General features: G+C 65.4%; 16 protein-coding genes. 8 read left to right on the top strand and 8 right to left on the bottom strand.

What is annotated here, in order from left to right; translation table 11 throughout:
- Positions 1-41: 41 nt before the first annotated feature.
- The gene (locus tag QYM46_RS08095) at positions 42-1,574 is read left to right on the top strand and encodes a DEAD/DEAH box helicase (protein ID WP_169252076.1); all 1,533 of its coding nucleotides are present in this window, start codon (positions 42-44) and stop codon (positions 1,572-1,574) included.
- A gap of 152 nt (positions 1,575-1,726) precedes the next feature.
- Here QYM46_RS08095 and QYM46_RS08090 read toward each other — a convergent pair whose 3' ends face one another.
- On the bottom strand, positions 1,727-2,584 hold the full coding sequence (locus QYM46_RS08090) for a PHP domain-containing protein (RefSeq protein WP_169252075.1): 858 nt from the start codon (positions 2,582-2,584) through the stop codon (positions 1,727-1,729).
- 78 nt (positions 2,585-2,662) lie between these two features.
- Here QYM46_RS08090 and QYM46_RS08085 point away from each other — a divergent pair, with 78 nt between their 5' ends.
- A complete protein-coding gene (locus QYM46_RS08085) occupies positions 2,663-4,189 on the top strand; it encodes an aminopeptidase P family protein (protein ID WP_432791520.1) in 1,527 nt (508 codons plus the stop codon).
- The gene (locus tag QYM46_RS08080) at positions 4,189-5,280 is read left to right on the top strand and encodes a P1 family peptidase (protein ID WP_169252073.1); all 1,092 of its coding nucleotides are present in this window, start codon (positions 4,189-4,191) and stop codon (positions 5,278-5,280) included. The genes QYM46_RS08085 and QYM46_RS08080 overlap by 1 nt, the downstream gene beginning before the upstream one ends.
- Positions 5,281-5,390: 110 nt before the next feature.
- Here the strand turns inward: QYM46_RS08080 and QYM46_RS08075 are convergent, their stop codons facing one another.
- Positions 5,391-7,316: a calcineurin-like phosphoesterase C-terminal domain-containing protein gene (locus QYM46_RS08075; RefSeq protein WP_432791519.1), complete on the bottom strand. Its 1,926-nt coding sequence runs from the start codon at positions 7,314-7,316 to the stop codon at positions 5,391-5,393.
- A 216-nt stretch (positions 7,317-7,532) separates the two neighbouring features.
- Between QYM46_RS08075 and QYM46_RS08070 the strand changes: the two genes are divergently transcribed.
- From QYM46_RS08070 to QYM46_RS08060, 3 genes are all read left to right on the top strand, one after another.
- Positions 7,533-8,807, top strand: coding sequence for a magnesium transporter MgtE N-terminal domain-containing protein (locus tag QYM46_RS08070; RefSeq protein ID WP_169252071.1), 1,275 nt, complete (start codon positions 7,533-7,535; stop codon positions 8,805-8,807).
- Positions 8,808-8,809: 2 nt separating this feature from the next.
- Entirely contained in the window at positions 8,810-9,358 is a 549-nt protein-coding gene (locus QYM46_RS08065; RefSeq protein ID WP_432791518.1) for a DUF1003 domain-containing protein, read from the top strand.
- 68 nt (positions 9,359-9,426) lie between these two features.
- Positions 9,427-10,548 (top strand): Mrp/NBP35 family ATP-binding protein, encoded by a 1,122-nt coding sequence (locus QYM46_RS08060; protein WP_432791517.1) that lies wholly within the window; start codon positions 9,427-9,429, stop codon positions 10,546-10,548.
- 40 nt (positions 10,549-10,588) lie between these two features.
- On the opposite strand, the gene QYM46_RS08055 is transcribed toward QYM46_RS08060, so the two are convergent.
- Positions 10,589-11,044 carry a twin-arginine translocase TatA/TatE family subunit gene (locus tag QYM46_RS08055; RefSeq protein WP_432791516.1) on the bottom strand — a complete coding sequence of 152 codons (456 nt, stop codon included), beginning with the start codon at positions 11,042-11,044 and terminating at the stop codon, positions 10,589-10,591.
- Positions 11,045-11,126: 82 nt separating this feature from the next.
- Here QYM46_RS08055 and QYM46_RS08050 point away from each other — a divergent pair, with 82 nt between their 5' ends.
- The gene (locus QYM46_RS08050; protein WP_432791515.1) at positions 11,127-11,459 is read left to right on the top strand and encodes an MGMT family protein; all 333 of its coding nucleotides are present in this window, start codon (positions 11,127-11,129) and stop codon (positions 11,457-11,459) included.
- 36 nt (positions 11,460-11,495) lie between these two features.
- Positions 11,496-12,131, top strand: a complete 636-nt coding sequence (locus QYM46_RS08045; protein ID WP_432791514.1) for an O-methyltransferase — start codon at positions 11,496-11,498, stop codon at positions 12,129-12,131.
- Positions 12,132-12,210: 79 nt separating this feature from the next.
- On the opposite strand, the gene QYM46_RS08040 is transcribed toward QYM46_RS08045, so the two are convergent.
- From QYM46_RS08040 to QYM46_RS08020, 5 genes are all read right to left on the bottom strand, one after another.
- Positions 12,211-12,381 carry a DUF3117 domain-containing protein gene (locus QYM46_RS08040; RefSeq protein ID WP_064485784.1) on the bottom strand — a complete coding sequence of 57 codons (171 nt, stop codon included), beginning with the start codon at positions 12,379-12,381 and terminating at the stop codon, positions 12,211-12,213.
- 150 nt (positions 12,382-12,531) lie between these two features.
- Positions 12,532-13,767 (bottom strand): hypothetical protein, encoded by a 1,236-nt coding sequence (locus tag QYM46_RS08035; RefSeq protein WP_169252064.1) that lies wholly within the window; start codon positions 13,765-13,767, stop codon positions 12,532-12,534.
- Positions 13,764-14,060 (bottom strand): DivIVA domain-containing protein, encoded by a 297-nt coding sequence (locus QYM46_RS08030; RefSeq protein WP_169252063.1) that lies wholly within the window; start codon positions 14,058-14,060, stop codon positions 13,764-13,766. Before QYM46_RS08030 ends, QYM46_RS08035 begins: the two co-directional genes overlap by 4 nt.
- Positions 14,061-14,095: 35 nt before the next feature.
- On the bottom strand, positions 14,096-14,917 hold the full coding sequence (folP, locus tag QYM46_RS08025; protein WP_432791513.1) for a dihydropteroate synthase: 822 nt from the start codon (positions 14,915-14,917) through the stop codon (positions 14,096-14,098).
- Between the two features lie 74 nt (positions 14,918-14,991).
- Positions 14,992-15,819, bottom strand: coding sequence for a TIGR00730 family Rossman fold protein (locus tag QYM46_RS08020; RefSeq protein ID WP_169252061.1), 828 nt, complete (start codon positions 15,817-15,819; stop codon positions 14,992-14,994).
- Position 15,820 lies beyond the last annotated feature (1 nt).

The following is a 15,820-nucleotide window of genomic DNA, read 5'->3' as shown; positions in this document are numbered from 1 at the left end:
GCACCATGACAAGCGCAGACGCGCTAAAAGGAGTTTGGAATATGGCGGAGACGGAAGCGGATTTCGCGGAACTGGGAGTCGCCGGACCGATCGTGGCCTCGCTGGCCTCGGCAGGAATCACCCACCCCTTCCCCATTCAGGCACTGACGCTGCCCGTGGCACTGTCGGGAGCCGACATCATCGGGCAGGCGAAGACAGGCACCGGGAAGACCTTGGGATTCGGCATCCCCCTGCTCCAGCGCGTCGTCGGCAAGACTGAGGACTCGTCGGTCACCTCCGACCCCGACTCGACTCCCGACAGCGTGGGCGATGCCAAGGAGCCGCGGCTGCCGCAGGCCCTCGTCGTCGTCCCCACCCGTGAGTTGGCCAAGCAGGTCGCGGCCGATCTCGTCACCGCTTCGGTGCAGCGCGATATCGATATCATGACCATCTACGGCGGCATGGACTTCGATCCGCAGATCAACCGGCTGAAGTCCGGCGTCGACGTCGTCGTCGGCACCCCCGGCCGCCTCCTCGACCTCTATGGCCGCAGGATCCTCAAGCTCCACCGCGTCCGCACCGTCGTCCTCGACGAAGCCGATGAGATGCTCGACCTCGGCTTCCTGCCGGATGTGGAGAAGATCATCAACGCGGTGCCCGCGCACCGTCAGACGATGCTGTTCTCCGCCACCATGCCTGGCGCGGTCATCACCCTGGCCCGCCGCTATATGAATCAGCCCACCCATATCCGCGCTCAGGATCATGAGGATCTGTCGCTGACGGGCAAGAACACGACACAGTTCGTCTATCGTGCCCATTCGATGGACAAGTCCGAGCTCGTCGCCCGCATGCTCCAGGCCGAGGGCCGCGGTCGCACGATCATCTTCACCCGCACCAAACGCACCGCCGACAAGCTCGCCGCCGAGCTCGAAGATCGCGGCTTCGCGGTCAAGGCCCTCCACGGGGACCTCGGCCAGTCACAGCGCGAGAAGGCCCTGAAGTCCTTCCGCGAAGGAAAGGTCGACGTGCTCGTGGCCACGGATGTCGCCGCCCGCGGTATCGACATCGACGATGTGACCCATGTCGTGAACTACCAGTGCCCCGAGGATGAGAAGACCTACGTCCATCGCATCGGCCGCACCGGTCGGGCCGGCAATTCCGGTGTCGCCATGACTCTGGTCGACTGGGATGACATGCCCCGCTGGCGACTGATCAACAAGGCCCTCGGACTCGATTTCGACGAACCCGCCGAAACCTACTCGACGTCCCCGCATTTCTTCTCCGACTTCGGAATCCCGAAGGGCACCAAGGGCCGCCTGCCGCGCCAGCACTCCGATGCAGAGGACGAGAAGTCCACCGGAGAACGCAAGGGCCGCGGATCCGACCGTCGCGGATCCGGCCGCAGCCGTTCCGACTCTCGCCGAGGCGGCTCATCCGAACGTCGTGACGCCTCGTCGGCAGCTGGTGAGGACGGCCGCAAACCGCGTCGCCAGCGCAATCGTCGCCGCACCCGCGGCGGCAAGCCGGTCAACCGTGCGCAGGGCGGACAGTCGGGTCAGGGCGGCCCGGCGTCCGCCGACTCCAGCGAGGACTGAACTGTGCGCGGGCGAGACCGAGTCCCCGCACAACCCCGACGAGGGGCCCGACCGCGTGGTCGGGCCCCTCGTCGATGTCGATGCGGCGCCGGTCCTGCTCGTCTTCCAGTCTGTCGGACTTCTCGCGCTCGTGGCCGGTCTGTCGTATGGGCTCAGCCTTGGATGTAGTCGACCCCACCAGGCCGTGACGCGGCGCGTTCGAGCAGCTTTGCGAGCATATGGTCGGAGGTGACGTGCTCGCCGAGACGATTGGGTTTGCCCGTGCCGTGGTAGTCGCTCGAGCCGGTGATGATGAGGTCATGCTCATGCGCCAGCCGCCGCATCGCTTCGCGCTCCTGCGGAGGATTGTCCCGGTGGTCGACCTCGAGTCCGTCGAGGCCTGCGGCGATGAAATCGGTGATCGCCGAATCAGGGACCACCCGGCCGCGCATGGCCGCGCGCGGGTGAGCGAAGACCGAGACTCCCCCGGCTTCGCGAATGAGTCCGATCGCAGTGATCGGGTCGATCGTCGGCAGAGACACATGGTATTTTCCCTGGCTGGACAGAATCGACGAGAACGCTTCGGTGCGAGTTTCGACGACACCGGCTGCCACCAGCGCATCGGCGATATGCGGACGTCCGATCGTGGCGTCTTCGCCGGAGACCGAGAGCACCGCATCCATATCGATCGGATAATCTTCGGCCAATCGTTCGATGATGAGGTGTGTGCGGTCGAGGCGGGCCCGCCTCGTCTCCTGCACGACTTCAGCCAGACCCGTGTCGTACGGGTCGTGCAGGTACGACAGAAGGTGCACGCTGATGCCCTCGTAGCGGCAGGAGATCTCCATTCCCCGCACCAGTCCGAGCCCGTAGACGCGGGCAGCATCTTCGGCAAGGGTCCAACCGGCGGTGGTGTCGTGGTCGGTGAGTCCGACGACGTCGATGCCCTCCATCGAGGCTTCTGAGATGAGTTCGGAAGGAGTCTGGGTCCCGTCCGAGAATGCGGTGTGCACATGGAGATCGATGACCATGGTCACAGTGTATCTGCATCTGTCGTTCCGACTTCCACATGTGCACTCCATGTCACTCCACCCGTCTAGACTGGCCGCATGACAGAGCACAATTCAGAACTCCCAGACTCGACACAGGACCTCGCAGACCGCGTGAACAATCGCTCGCATCGACCGAATTCCACCGCCTTCCGCGACTTCGTCGCCTCCGGTTGGGATCGCACACCTCTCAATGCCGAGGCTCTCGCCGCCGCCGGTTTCACCCCGGCACGCCGGGACGCCGTCTCGGCAGCCTTCCCCGGTGAGCGGCTCGTCGTCCCCGCCGGCGGACTCAAGGTCCGCTCGAACGACACCGACTACCGTTTCCGCGCCCATTCCACGTTCATCCATCTCACCGGCCTGGAGGCCGATTCCGAGCCCGACGCCGTTCTCGTCTTCGAACCCGAGGGCGACGGCCACGACGTGACACTGTACTTCCGTCCTCGAGCCGGCGCCGACACCGAAGAGTTCTTCTCCGATTCCCGCTACGGCGAATATTGGGTCGGACCCCGTGCCGACCTCGAGGCCATGTCCCTCATGACCGGCATCGCCACGGCGAACTCCGCCACCGTCGATGACGCCATCACGAAAGACCTCGGTGCCATCTCCGTCCGCCTCGTCCGTCAGGCCGATGCTCGCATCGACGGAGTCATCGACCTCGCTCGCACCCAGGTCCAAGCCGATCTCGAGACGTCCGAGGCCGGAGATGCGGAACTGGCCCAGATGCTCTCCGAGCTGCGCCTGATCAAGGACGACCACGAGATCGCCCAGCTGCGCGAAGCCGTCGCCATCACCCGAGCCGGATTCGACAATGTGGTGGCATCGCTGCCGACCGCACTCGGACACCGCCGGGGAGAACGAATCGTCGAAACCGCGTTCGAAACCGCTGCCCGCTCCGACGGCAACGGGGTCGGCTATGACACGATCGCCGCCTCGGGCAACAATGCCTGCACACTGCACTGGATCCGCAACGACGGCCAGGTCCGGGACGGTGACCTCATCCTCGTCGACGCCGGAGCCGAAGCGGATTCGCTCTACACAGCGGACATCACACGCACCCTGCCCGTCTCAGGGACATTCAGTCAGGTGCAGGCGAAGATCTACGATGCCGTACTCGAAGCCTCCGACGCCGCCTTCGCCGTGGCCGCCGAACACACCGACCGTCCCGTGAAGTTCCGAGAGGTCCACGAGGCGGCCATGGAGGTCATCGCGACGCGTCTCGAAGAGTTCGGCGTGCTGCCGGTCTCCGCCGCCGTTTCGCTGTCGCCGGAAGGACAGCAGCACCGCCGGTGGATGGTCCACGGCACCAGCCACCACCTCGGCCTCGACGTCCATGACTGCGCGCAGGCGAGAGCGGAGATGTACCTGGACGCCACCATCGAGCCGGGAATGATCTTCACCATCGAACCCGGACTGTACTTCAAGTCCGACGACCTGCTGCTGCCCGAGGAGTTCCGCGGCAATGGTGTCCGCATCGAGGACGACGTGCTCGTCACCGCCGACGGAGTGGAGAATCTCTCCGCCGACTTCCCCCGCACCCGAACCGAGATCGAAGCCTGGGTGCAGGGACGGGACCGGGACCGCTGATGACCCCGGATGCCGCCAGCAGGCCGGGTTCGGACGCATGCTCCGGCCCGGTCCGCGGGCGCGGAATCCTCGAGATCCCCGGCATCCGCCTCGGTCATGCCGGTGAGCTCACCGACACCCGTCTGACCGGGATCACCACTGTGCTGCCCCCACCAGGGTCGACCATCGGCGTCGATGTCCGCGGCGGCGGTCCCGCCACCCGTGAGACCGATGTCATCGCGCCGGGAACACACTCCTACGGTGCCGATGCCATCGTCCTCACCGGCGGATCCGCGTTCGGCTTGGGCGCCGTATCCGGTGTCGTCGACACCCTCGCCGAGGCGGGACTCGGGTTCCCCGCTCCCGGACTGGCCGATACGGTCATTCCGCTCGTTCCCGCGGCCGCGATCTACGATCTCGGCCGCGGGAAAGGTTCCGTGGCGCCGCCGAGACCGGACGAAGGCACCGAGGCGACACGAGCGGCACTGTCCGGACAGACGGGCGAGGTCCGAGGCAGCATCGGGGCAGGCACAGGAGCACGGTCCGGGCTTCAGACCCTGCGGGGTGGACTCGGATCCTTCGCCGTCCGTCTGCCCAGCGGGACCACTGTCGCGGCACTTGTCGCGGCGAATTCGCTGGGGACGATCGGCACACCGTCAGGCGGTCTGTGGTTGGACCCGCTGCTGCGCTCAGTCGGCCTCGATCTGCCCACGGTCCACGGACTTCCCGCTGCACCGCCACCGAGCTCGGCTGCCTCGGCGAAGAACACGACGATCGCGATCATCGCCACCGACGCGCGACTCGATCCGGCCCAGACCACACGGATGGCCTCGGGAGCACACGCCGGCATCTCGCGAGCCGTGCAGCCTTCGCACACTCTCTTCGACGGCGATACGGTCTTCGGCATCGCCACCGGAGCCCAGGATCTGCCCTCCGATCGTGACGCCGCCACCCGAGAGCTCGTGATGATCTCCGCTGCGGCGGCCGATGCGCTGAGCTTGGCGATCCTCGACGCCCATGCTTCGGCGACCCCCGTCGACAGCGCCTGGGGACAGCCGCCGACGCTGAGCGAGATCGCACCGGGCTTCACCTCGAAGTTCACCGCGCTCTGATCACGGAGACGGGGCCCGCCGTTCGGCGGGCCCCGCTCCTCTCAGTTCTCCGCAGCTCGCAGACATCGTCATCCGTCTGCCGCGCTGAGCTGCAGCTCCTTCTTCAGCGCTCAGTCGTTGCGAGCCGACTGAGCCTCGTCGGAGTCGAGACCCGACGGATCCCGGACTTCCTTCTTCTGCTGAGCATCGAAGCCGTCCTGACGCAGCAGCTTCTGCGATTCGGTCTTCGCTGCGGCCTCATCCTCGACCACGGTGAACCGGACCGACTCGGTGAAGTCACGACCGTAGCGATCGGTTCCGGTCACCTCGGCGGTGTGAGTGCCCAGATCGAGGTCCGACGGGATCGCGGTCCGCCACAGATGCGAGCTCGACTGGCCCACATTGCCCGACGTCCGCAGGTTCTGCGAGGCCGTGTACGGGTCGGTGTACTCCCAGCCCTTGGCCAAGGCTTCGCCCTTGCCCGGCTGAGTGTGCTCGGACCGCTTCGGCGCCTTGCCGTCGAAGCTGACCTCCACGCGGGCGTCTGAGGTTCCGGCGAGGAAGCTCGAGGTCAGCCAGGTCTCGCCCTGCTTGAGGTCATCGCGGGTGACGACGCGTTCGGACACCGCCTCCGGGGCATCGCCTTCCCTGTCCGCGTCCTGCCACTCCTGTGCCTTCTGCGCCCAGTCGCGCCACTCGGGCGAATTCACTCCGAGCAGCAGCTGGTGATCATCGGACTCGCCTCGCACGGTGTAGCGTTCGCTGCGCGAAGCACCGTCGTATTCGAGGGTGAGCACGCCCGGCTCCGAAGCATCTTGGGTGAATGCGTACGGCAGTCCGTCGGCATTGAGTCCGCCGGAGTACCAGTCTCCGGAGACGGCGCCGGCCACGATCTGTGTATTCGGCAGTTTCTCGATCCCGGCCGCGGCCCATTCCTTCCGCGTCTGACCTGCCACGAGGTTCTCCTGAGTATGCGTGTGCCCGCCGACAGTCACCGCGTTCGGGTAGTCGGCGATGACGTCGTAGAAGTCCTTCGCATTGTCGACGACGACGTCTTTGTGCGTGAGGATGGGCGCGTGGGTGGCGATGACGACCTGAGCGTTCTTCGGAACGTTCTTCAGATCGTTCTCCAGCCAGGTCAGCTGCTCCTGACTGATCTTCTCCTTGTACTTCTTCCGGTTCGCCTTGCCTTCGTACTCGATGCTGTCGAGCACGACGAAGTGGGTCTTGCCGACGTCATAGGAGAAATACGAGGGACCGAACTGGTCGCGGAAGGTATCGAGGGCGTGCGAATCGTCGACCGCGTCGTAGTCCTGATCGTGGTTGCCCGGTGCCACTCGCACGGGGCCGTTCATCTGCGAGTAGATATCTCGCAGTTCGTCATTGAGGCTGAGGTCGTCACCGACGTTGTCGCCGAGCAGAAGCACACCGCAGGCCCCGTAATCGCTGTGGTCGGCGAGGTCGCCGACGGCACCGTCGCGGGCGTAGCCCATCTCGGTCGTGTCATACGCCTGGGTATCGGAGGCGATCGGGCAGTTCTGGTCGTCCTGCGCCGAGGCCTGCGACTCGATCATCGGAAAGTTCACGGCCTTCGGTGTCTCACCGGTCGGTTCGATGCCTCCGAACTCGAGGTCTCCGGAGCCGTCCGGCAGATGGTTGTAGCTGAACTGTGCGATCTTGTCCTCGTCGACGGGCACCTGCCATCCGGAGGGCTGAGTGATCGAGACGGTCATGTTCTCTCGCACGGGCAGTTCGTAGCGTCCGACTCCGTCCGTGAGGACGACGTCGACTCCATTGCTCACCGCGACGCCGGAGACGCCCTCCTCATCACCGTCGAGCTTCGAGTTCTCATTGACGTCGTCGAAGACCTGACCGGTGAACTTCTGCGGGTCGGCGGCCTTGCCGCGGTCGACCTGGACGTGGCCTTCGTAGAGCTCGGCCGGAGCGTCTGCTGCGATCGCCTCCGTGGGCGAGAGAAACGGGGCGAAGAGCGCGAGCGCGGCGCAGGCTCCCAGGCCTGCGGCAGCGGTGCGCGGGCGGATTCGTCGTGTCTGCATGGATTTCTCCTGTATTCGACTGTGGCGGGTTCTGCCGAGAGATGACCCTAGGGAGGCGGGGCGACAACGAGATGAAGCAGTTAGGACGGCTTGATGAATAGGAGAAGAGTCCGGGTGGAACCCGACACCCAGTGCGTCCACCCGCGGCGAATGTGATCTGGATTCAATTCCTGGAAGCGACCACTGAAATCTCCACCCACCACGTAGTCTGAGACCATGAGTGGTCCACCGAAAAGAGTCTTCGTCGCTCGACTCGTCTCCGCCCCCGTGTTCGACCCACTCGGCGATCAGGTCGGCCGTGTCCGCGACGCCGTCCTCGTCTACCGTGCGACGATGCGGCAGTCCCCCCGCGTCATCGGCCTCGTCGTCGAGGTGCCCGGCCGGCGCCGTGTCTTCGTACCGATGGGCCGGGTCACCGCAATCGATTCCGGTCAGGTCATCACCACCGGTCTGGTGAATATGCGGCGCTTCGAGCAGCGCGAGTCCGAGACTTTGGTGATGAATGATCTGCTCGACCGGCGCCTGCGGCTGCGGGAGGACAACTCACCGGTGCTCATCGAAGACGTCGGCATCGAGCAGCAGGTGAACAAGGACTGGGAGGTCACCCGCCTGTTCGTGCGGCGCGTGCCCGAACGCAGCGCCTTCGCCGCGTTCCGCCGCCGTGGTGAGACCAAGCAGATCGATTGGACGGACGCCGACCATCCGGTGGATTCCGAGGTCGACCAGGAAGCCACCCAGCTCATCGCCGCCTATCAGGACACGAAGCCTGCCGACCTCGCCGATGTGCTCTTCGAGATGAACTCGGCCCGGCGCCTTCAGGTGGCCCGAGCCCTCGATGACGAACGTCTCGCCGATGTGGTCGAGGAGCTGCCGGCCGAAACCCAGATCGAGATCCTCACAGGACTCGACACCGAACGTGCCGTGACCGTGCTCGAAGAAATGGCACCCGATGATGCTGCCGACCTCCTCGGCGAGCTCAGTGATGAACAGGCCGAACGGTTCCTGACGCTGATGGAGCCCGACGAGGCCGAAGATGTGCGGACGCTGCTGGCCTACGATGACGACACCGCGGGCGGCCTGATGACGACCGAGCCCGTGATCCTGACCCCGGAGGCCACGGTCGCGGAGGCGCTGGCCCATGTGCGTCGGGAAGACCTGCCGGCTGCCCTGGCCGCTGCGGTCTTCGTCTGCCGCCAGCCGGTGGAGACCCCGACGGGCAAGTATCTGGGTCTCGTCCACATCCAGGAGATGCTGCGCCATCCGCCGCACGAGGCGGTGGGCATCATGCTCGACACCGAGGTCGAACCGCTGTCGCCGGAGACTCCCCTCGGCGAGGTGGCGAAGCTGCTGGCCGCGTACAATCTGGTGTCGGTGCCGATCACCGATGACAACGATCGCCTCGTCGGTGTGGTCACCGTCGATGACGTCCTCGACGAGCTTCTGCCCGAGGACTGGCGAACCACCGGTCGTGACGATCGCAGCAGGGGGTAGAGATGGCCGTCGATGATTTCGAGATCCCGAGGTCGAGCAAACGCCGACTGCCGAGCTTCACCGTCTCCCCCGAGACCTTCGGCCGCGGAGCCGAAGCCTTTGCCCGGTTCATGGGCACTCCGGCGTTCCTCGTCGGGATGACGGTGTTCTGTGCCGTGTGGCTGCTGTGGAACACCCTGCTGCCCGAGTCGTGGCAGTTCGACCCGAGGTCGCTGAACTTCACTCTGCTGACCCTCATCCTCTCCCTGCAGGCCTCCTACGCAGCTCCGCTGATCCTGCTCGCGGAGAACCGCAGCACCGACCGGGACCGCGTCGAGTTCGAACACGATCGGCAGCGCGCCGAACGCAACCTCGCCGACACCGAGTACCTGGCACGGGAGGTCGCGGCGCTGCGCATCGCCATGCGTGAGGTCGCCACCCGCGACTTCATCCGCTCGGAGCTGAAAGATCTGCTCAAGGAGCTGGAAGAAGAGAAGCAGGACGGCCACCGCGCCGAGGATCTCGACTCCCAAGCCTCGGAACAGCGCCGAGGCGGCCCCCGCGGCGGATGACGAGACGACGACCGAAAGGTAGGGTTGAAGGCCCGGGAGCACGGATCCGGGAAGGAAAGGACGTAGGTATGGCTGATCCCTCTGTGGACGCTGTGATTCAGGCGCTGACCGGGGTCATCGACCCTGAGATCCGCCGCAGCATCGTCGAACTCGATATGGTCGAATCGATCGACATCGACGACGGCAAGGTCACCGTCACCGTTCTCCTCACGATCGCCGGGTGCCCGCTGAAGGACACGATCACCAAGGACACGGAGGCCGCAGTGGCCCGGGTCGACGGGGTCACCGAGGTCGTTGTCGTGCTGGGCACGATGAGCCCCGAGCAGCGCAAGGCGATGAAGGAGAAGCTGCAGGGCTCCGGCACCCGCGACATCCCGTTCAACCGCCCGGAGTCTCTGACCAAGGTCTATGCCGTTGCGTCCGGAAAGGGCGGAGTCGGAAAATCCTCGGTGACGGCGAATCTCGCGGTGTCTCTGGCGGAGAAGGGGCTGCGCGTCGGCGTCGTCGATGCCGATATCTACGGCTTCTCCATCCCCGGCATGCTCGGACTCTCCGGAAAGCCGACCCGAGTCGATGAGATGATCCTGCCGCAGATCTCCCACGGCGTGAAGGTGATGAGCATCGGCATGTTCGTCCCACCGAATCAGGCCGTCGTCTGGCGCGGTCCGATGCTCCATCGCGCCCTGCAGCAGTTCCTCACGGATGTGTTCTGGGGCGACCTCGACGTGCTCCTGCTCGATCTGCCTCCCGGCACAGGAGATATCGCGATCTCCGTGGCACAGCTGCTTCCCGCATCCGAGCTCCTCGTCGTCACCACACCTCAGTCAGCGGCCGCTCAGGTCGCCGAACGCGCTGGATCCATCGCCACACAGACGAAGCAGGCGTTGGCGGGAGTCATCGAGAACATGTCGTGGATGGAGATGCCCGACGGCACTCGAATGGAGGTGTTCGGATCCGGCGGAGGTGCCAGTGTCGCCGAGAACCTCACCGCCACCGTCGAACACGAGGTTCCGCTGCTCGCTCAGATCCCCTTGGACACCCGTCTGCGGGAAGGATCGGATGCCGGCACCCCGGTCGTGCTCGGCAGCCCCGAGTCTCCTGCGGCTCAGGCCTTCGACGCTCTCGCAGAGTCGCTGCGGCGACGCAGTCGGGGCCTGTCCGGCAGATCTCTGGGCCTGAGCCCGGTGTGAGTCGGCGCCGTCGCCTCGGCGCTGTGAGATGACCCCGGGTTCAGGTGGATTCGGGGTCGAACGGCGCCGCAGCCCCGCGATCGCGCAGGGTGACCTGGGCCTGGAACCGTTCGATGGGTGACCGCTCCCGGGTGGGGGCCACCTCGGTGTCGGTCTGAGTCGACGTTGCAGCGCCTGCGGACTCAGTGGGCGACGATTCCTGAGTTGCACGTTCCTGACGTTTGGATTCGCGGATGGCCGCATCCTCTTCGACGAGGGCCTCACGCACGATCCGGCGCGGATCGTACTGACGCGGGTCGAGCTTCTGCCAGTCCACGTCCTTGAAGTCGTCGCCGAAATCGCGTCGGACGCTGTCCTTCGCGCCTTCGGCCATGCGGCGCATCTGTCGCACGAAATCCCGCAGCTTCTGAGCGTATTCGGGCAGGCGTTTGGGTCCGATCACGACCAAGGCCACAACGACCAGAATCACCATTTCGGTGCCGTTGATACCGAACATGATCTCAAGTCTACCGTGGACGGCGGTAGCATCGACTCATGGTCAGCACAGGTTCGACAATCCGATCCCGCCGGGAGGCCCAGTGGACGAGATAGCCGTCGAACGGGTGCTGCGCATCGTCGAACTCGTTCCCGCCGCTCGTGTCGTCGCCTACGGCACGGTCGGTGCCGTCGCCGACTGCTCACCCCGCTACATCGGTCGGGTGATGCGGGAATTCGGGTCGAACGTCACGTGGTGGCGAGTCGTCAACGCGGCCGGGATCCTGCCGCCGGAGATCTTCGCCCGAGCCCGCATCCACTGGGATGCTGAGGGCACTGCGCACTCACATGCGCGCGTCGAACGCGAAGCGTTCCTCGACGTCGACGAACTCGATCGGCTGTGGCGCACCCACGGAATCGAACCCGAATGCGGTTAGACTTGGGAGAACTCAGCACCAGAAGGGAGGGGCCGGTTGGCACGCGAAAATGCAGGTGATCTCACCTTCTCGGAACAGTTCAACGGTCCCGATCCGCTGCTCGACGCCGCTCGCACCCATTCACATGAGTTCGGGATCGCGCCGGTCTCCCAGACCACGGCGAAGACCTTGGCTCTCCTGGCGCGCCTCCTCACACCGGTCGCAGCTGTCGAAGTCGGCACCGGAGTCGGAACATCGACCCTGTCGCTGCTGCGCGGAATGCCCACCGCCGGGATACTGACGTCGATCGACACGAATTCCACGACCCAGAGCGCCGCGCGGGATCTCGTCGACATGGCCGGGATCAGACCTGGTCGGCTGCGTCTGATGAGCGGCCGTGCCGAAGAGGTGCTCAAGCGACTCGCCCCGTCGGCCTATGACATGGTCTTCATCGACGTGGAGCCGGGCAGCCTGGAGAGGATGATCGAGCCCTCTCTGCGGCTGCTCGACGCTCAGGGGCTGTTGGTCATCCACAAGACTCTGCTCAAGGGTGCCGTCGCCGATCCCGTCGATCGCAGTCCTCGCACTCAGGCTGCCCGCAGCTTGCTCAATCGCATCGCAGAACAGGAAGGCCTCGAACGGGTGCTGCTGCCCATCGGCGAAGGGCTGCTGCTTCTGCAGAAGGCCCGGTGAATTCGACAACAGCAGAGACTTACAGGTAAGTCTCTGCTGTTCGTGAGTCTCCGCTCGGCCGTATGCTGCGGCCGTCGGCTCAGAGCCCCAGTGTCTGGGCGAGGGTGTCGTGGAGTCCGGTGGCTTCGTCTCTGCTGAGTTCGATCACCAGGCGGCCTCCGCCTTCGACTGGAAGCCGCATCACCATGCTTCGGCCTTCTTCGGTCACTTCCAGAGGTCCGTCGCCGGTGCGGGGTTTCTGGGCTGCCATATGGGCTCTTCCTTCCGTTGTCATGCAAAGACGGTTCACACCAGGTGGACCGAATGATGTACTTAAGATTATTCCATGATCCGCGCGTTCCCGGTAACTCTTCGCAACTCTTCCACCCTGCGGGCAGTCACGGCGCAGATCGGCTGACGGTCACGGAGGCAGGTCGGCGGGCGGAGTGAAGTGCCACAGATAGGCGACCCACACGATCTGAAGCAGGATATAAGCGACCAGCAGCACGGCCCGATAGCCTCGTGAGCGTACCAGCGCCAGTGTCAGCGCCAACGGGAACAGCGGCAGCAGCAGACGCAGGGTGGAGGTCTGCGGATTGAAGAAGATGAGCAGGTACAGCCCGTAGCCGAGGCAGAACAGCTGCAGCGTCCGACCCATATGCGCTCCCGCCGGTGAGAAGATCAAGGCGAGCATTCCGGCGACGACGATGACGAGCAGCACCGGACCGAGCGGACCGATGAGGCTGATCGACCGGGCCACCCACTGGACGACGAAGCTGGTCTCGCCGGTGTGCCAAGCCGCCTCGGTGTCGGTATAGGCAGTCAGCGATCCGGTCGCCCACCACGCATGGATCGGGTGGATGAGTGCCGCCGCGCAGGAGGACACGCCCAGCGTCCAGGACCGGACCACCTCGCCGGTCGGATACGGATCGCTGCGGCGGCGAAGGAAGCGGTCGATGAGGTGGAAGAGCATGAAGAACGAGAACGCGACGCCGATCGGCCGCGACAGATCCATGAAGACGACGACCGGGATCGCGGTGAGATAGCGGCGCTCGACGACGAGGAAGAGCGCCGTCGCCTGCAGCAGAAGAGTCAGAGATTCGGCATAGCCGGTGGAGAAGATCGCGGCGGGTGGGAAGAACATGACGAGGGCCAGCCCCATCAGCGCCTGACCGCCATCGACGTACTTGCGGAAGAGGTGGAGGATGACGATCGAAGCCAGCCCCGCGGCGATCGTGGACACGATCGGCGAGATGACCTCGTAGCTCAGCCCCGTGAGGTCCGAGACAGTGGCCACGATCGAGGGATGCAGCGGATAGAACGCCCATTGGTTCTCCGCGACAGATCCGGATTCGTCGACCGGCAGAACGCGAGGATACCCTTCGTCGGCGACACGGCCGTACCAGCCGCCGTCCCAGAAGTTGAGGAAGTCATTGAGCGTCGTCGTCACCGGTGACGACGACCAGTTCGCCGGGTCCTGACGTTTGAGGACCGCGGCGAAGATCGACATGCTCACGACGCGGGAGACGAAGTACACGGAAACCGCCTGCAGCCACACGGGCAGGCTCATGAACAGAGCGCTGAGGCGGCTGCAGCGCGAGGAATCGAAGACTTCGGGGGCGAGGGTGATTCCGGGCAGATCTGCGGGGCGACTCATCGTGGTCCGGCAGCCGTTTCCGGTCCGTCAGAGGCAGCTGCGGATTCGAGTTCGATCAGGCGTGCGCGCAGCATCGCCATGGCCTCGTCGACGTCGTCCATCCGGTAGCCGCGCAGGGCGGGCCGAAACCGCACCGATTCCAGGTCCTCGCCGGTGAACTCCGCAGGCAGCCCGGTCCAGCGCTCTTCGGCCTCGTCGATGGTTTCGGAAGAGAAGACGTTGAAGGTCGCTGCGACGACGAATACGAGGACGAAGACCGCGGCCGCGACACCGATGACAATCCACAGAGGCATGCCCCCATTTTCGCATAGGCGCCTGCCCGGAATGCTCAGCGCAGGCCGCGCACGGTGTGTTTCGGTGCCGCTTCACCGGTGATCGCCACGGTCACGTCGATCGCGTCGGCAGTGGCTCTCACGTCGTGTGTGCGGATCAGCGCCGCTCCCTTCTCGATGGCCAGCGCGGTTGCGGCGATCGTCCCGTACAGTCGATCCTGTGGACCGACCTCGCCGATGGACTCTCCCACGAAATCCTTCCGTGAGATCGCCAGCAGCACCGGGTAGCCCGTGGCGGTGAACCGTTCGAGTTCGCGCAGCAGCCGCAGCGAATGGTACGTGTTCTTCCCGAAGTCCGGAGTGGGGTCGATGATGATCCGGTCTTCGCGCACCCCTGCTGTACGGGCCGCCTCGGCGAGCTCGATGACGCCGGAGACGGTGGAGTCGACGACGTCACCGGCCTGCAGACCATAGCGGTTGCGGTGGGCGTCGGTGCGCGGATCCAAACCGCCTGTGTGGGAGCAGACGATGCCGACGTCATTCCGGGCGGCCACCTCGGCGAGCTTCGGGTCGACCCCTGCCCAGGTGTCATTGAGCAGTCCCGCGCCGGCCCTGCAGGCGGCCTCGGCCACTTCATGGCGCCAGGTGTCGACGCTGATGAGCACGTGCGGGTGGGACCCAGCGACGGCTTCGATGGTCGGGCACACGCGGTCGATCTCCTCGGCCACGGAGATCTCCCGTCCGCGGCCGGCGCGCACACCTCCGATATCGACGATCTGGGCACCGGCGGAGGCGGCGGCCCCCACCGCAGCGATCGCCTCGTCGAGGGTGGCGGCAGATTCGTAGAAGGAATCGGTTGTGCGGTTGATCACGGCCATGATAGCCGGGGTTCCGGGCCGGGCCCGGGCCAGCTCGAATCGTTCGGCCTCCGGCTGGCCGGCGGCGTCACCCCTCACGGTCGGCCGTTCGCAGATGACGACACCGCGGAGTCCGTGCCGTGTCCCGGTCCGATCGCGGCAACGACTTCGTCGATGTCGTCGGTGAGGGTGAACATGTTCAGATCCGCTTCGCTGATCGTCCCCGCGGCCAGAAGGGTGTTCTGCATCCAACCGACGAGCCCGCGCCAGTAGTCAGTGCCGACGAGCACGATCGGGAATGACGTGATCTTGCCGGTCTGGACCATGGTGAGGGCTTCGAACAGCTCGTCGAGTGTGCCCAGGCCGCCGGGCATGACGACGAATCCGCGCGAGTACTTGAGGAACATGGTCTTGCGGACGAAGAAGTAGCGGAAGTTCACGCCGAGTTCGACGTGCTCGTTGAGCCCGGTTTCGAAGGGCAGCTCGATGCCCAGCCCGATGGACACTCCCCCGCCCTCACAGGCACCGCGGTTACCGGCTTCCATGATTCCGGGTCCCCCGCCGGTGATGATCGCGTTGCCGTTCTCCGCAATGCGGCGAGCGATCTCTCGGGTGTCCGCATACGCCCGGGTGCCGGCTTTCAGACGGGCGGACCCGAAAATCGACACGGCCGGGCCGATCTCGGCCAGCGAGCCGAATCCTTCGACGAACTCGGCTTGGATGCGCATGACGCGCCACGGGTCCTCATGCACCCAGTCGGTGCCGGACTTCGATTCGAGGAGGCGCTGGTCCGTCGTCGTCTCCGGCACCTGGTCACCGCTCAGCCGCAGTGGGCCCTTGCTGTAGTAACCCGGGTCGCCGGTAGGGTCGTCCGTCGAATCGCCTGCCGGGTCGCCGGTCGAATCGTCTGTCGATCTGGTCATC

Origin of the sequence: Brevibacterium sp. K11IcPPYGO002 (assembly GCF_050920635.1) — a bacterium.
Lineage (GTDB): Bacteria > Actinomycetota > Actinomycetes > Actinomycetales > Brevibacteriaceae > Brevibacterium.
Note: the sequence above shows the minus strand (reverse complement) of the source record. Positions and strands in the feature narration are given on the sequence as shown.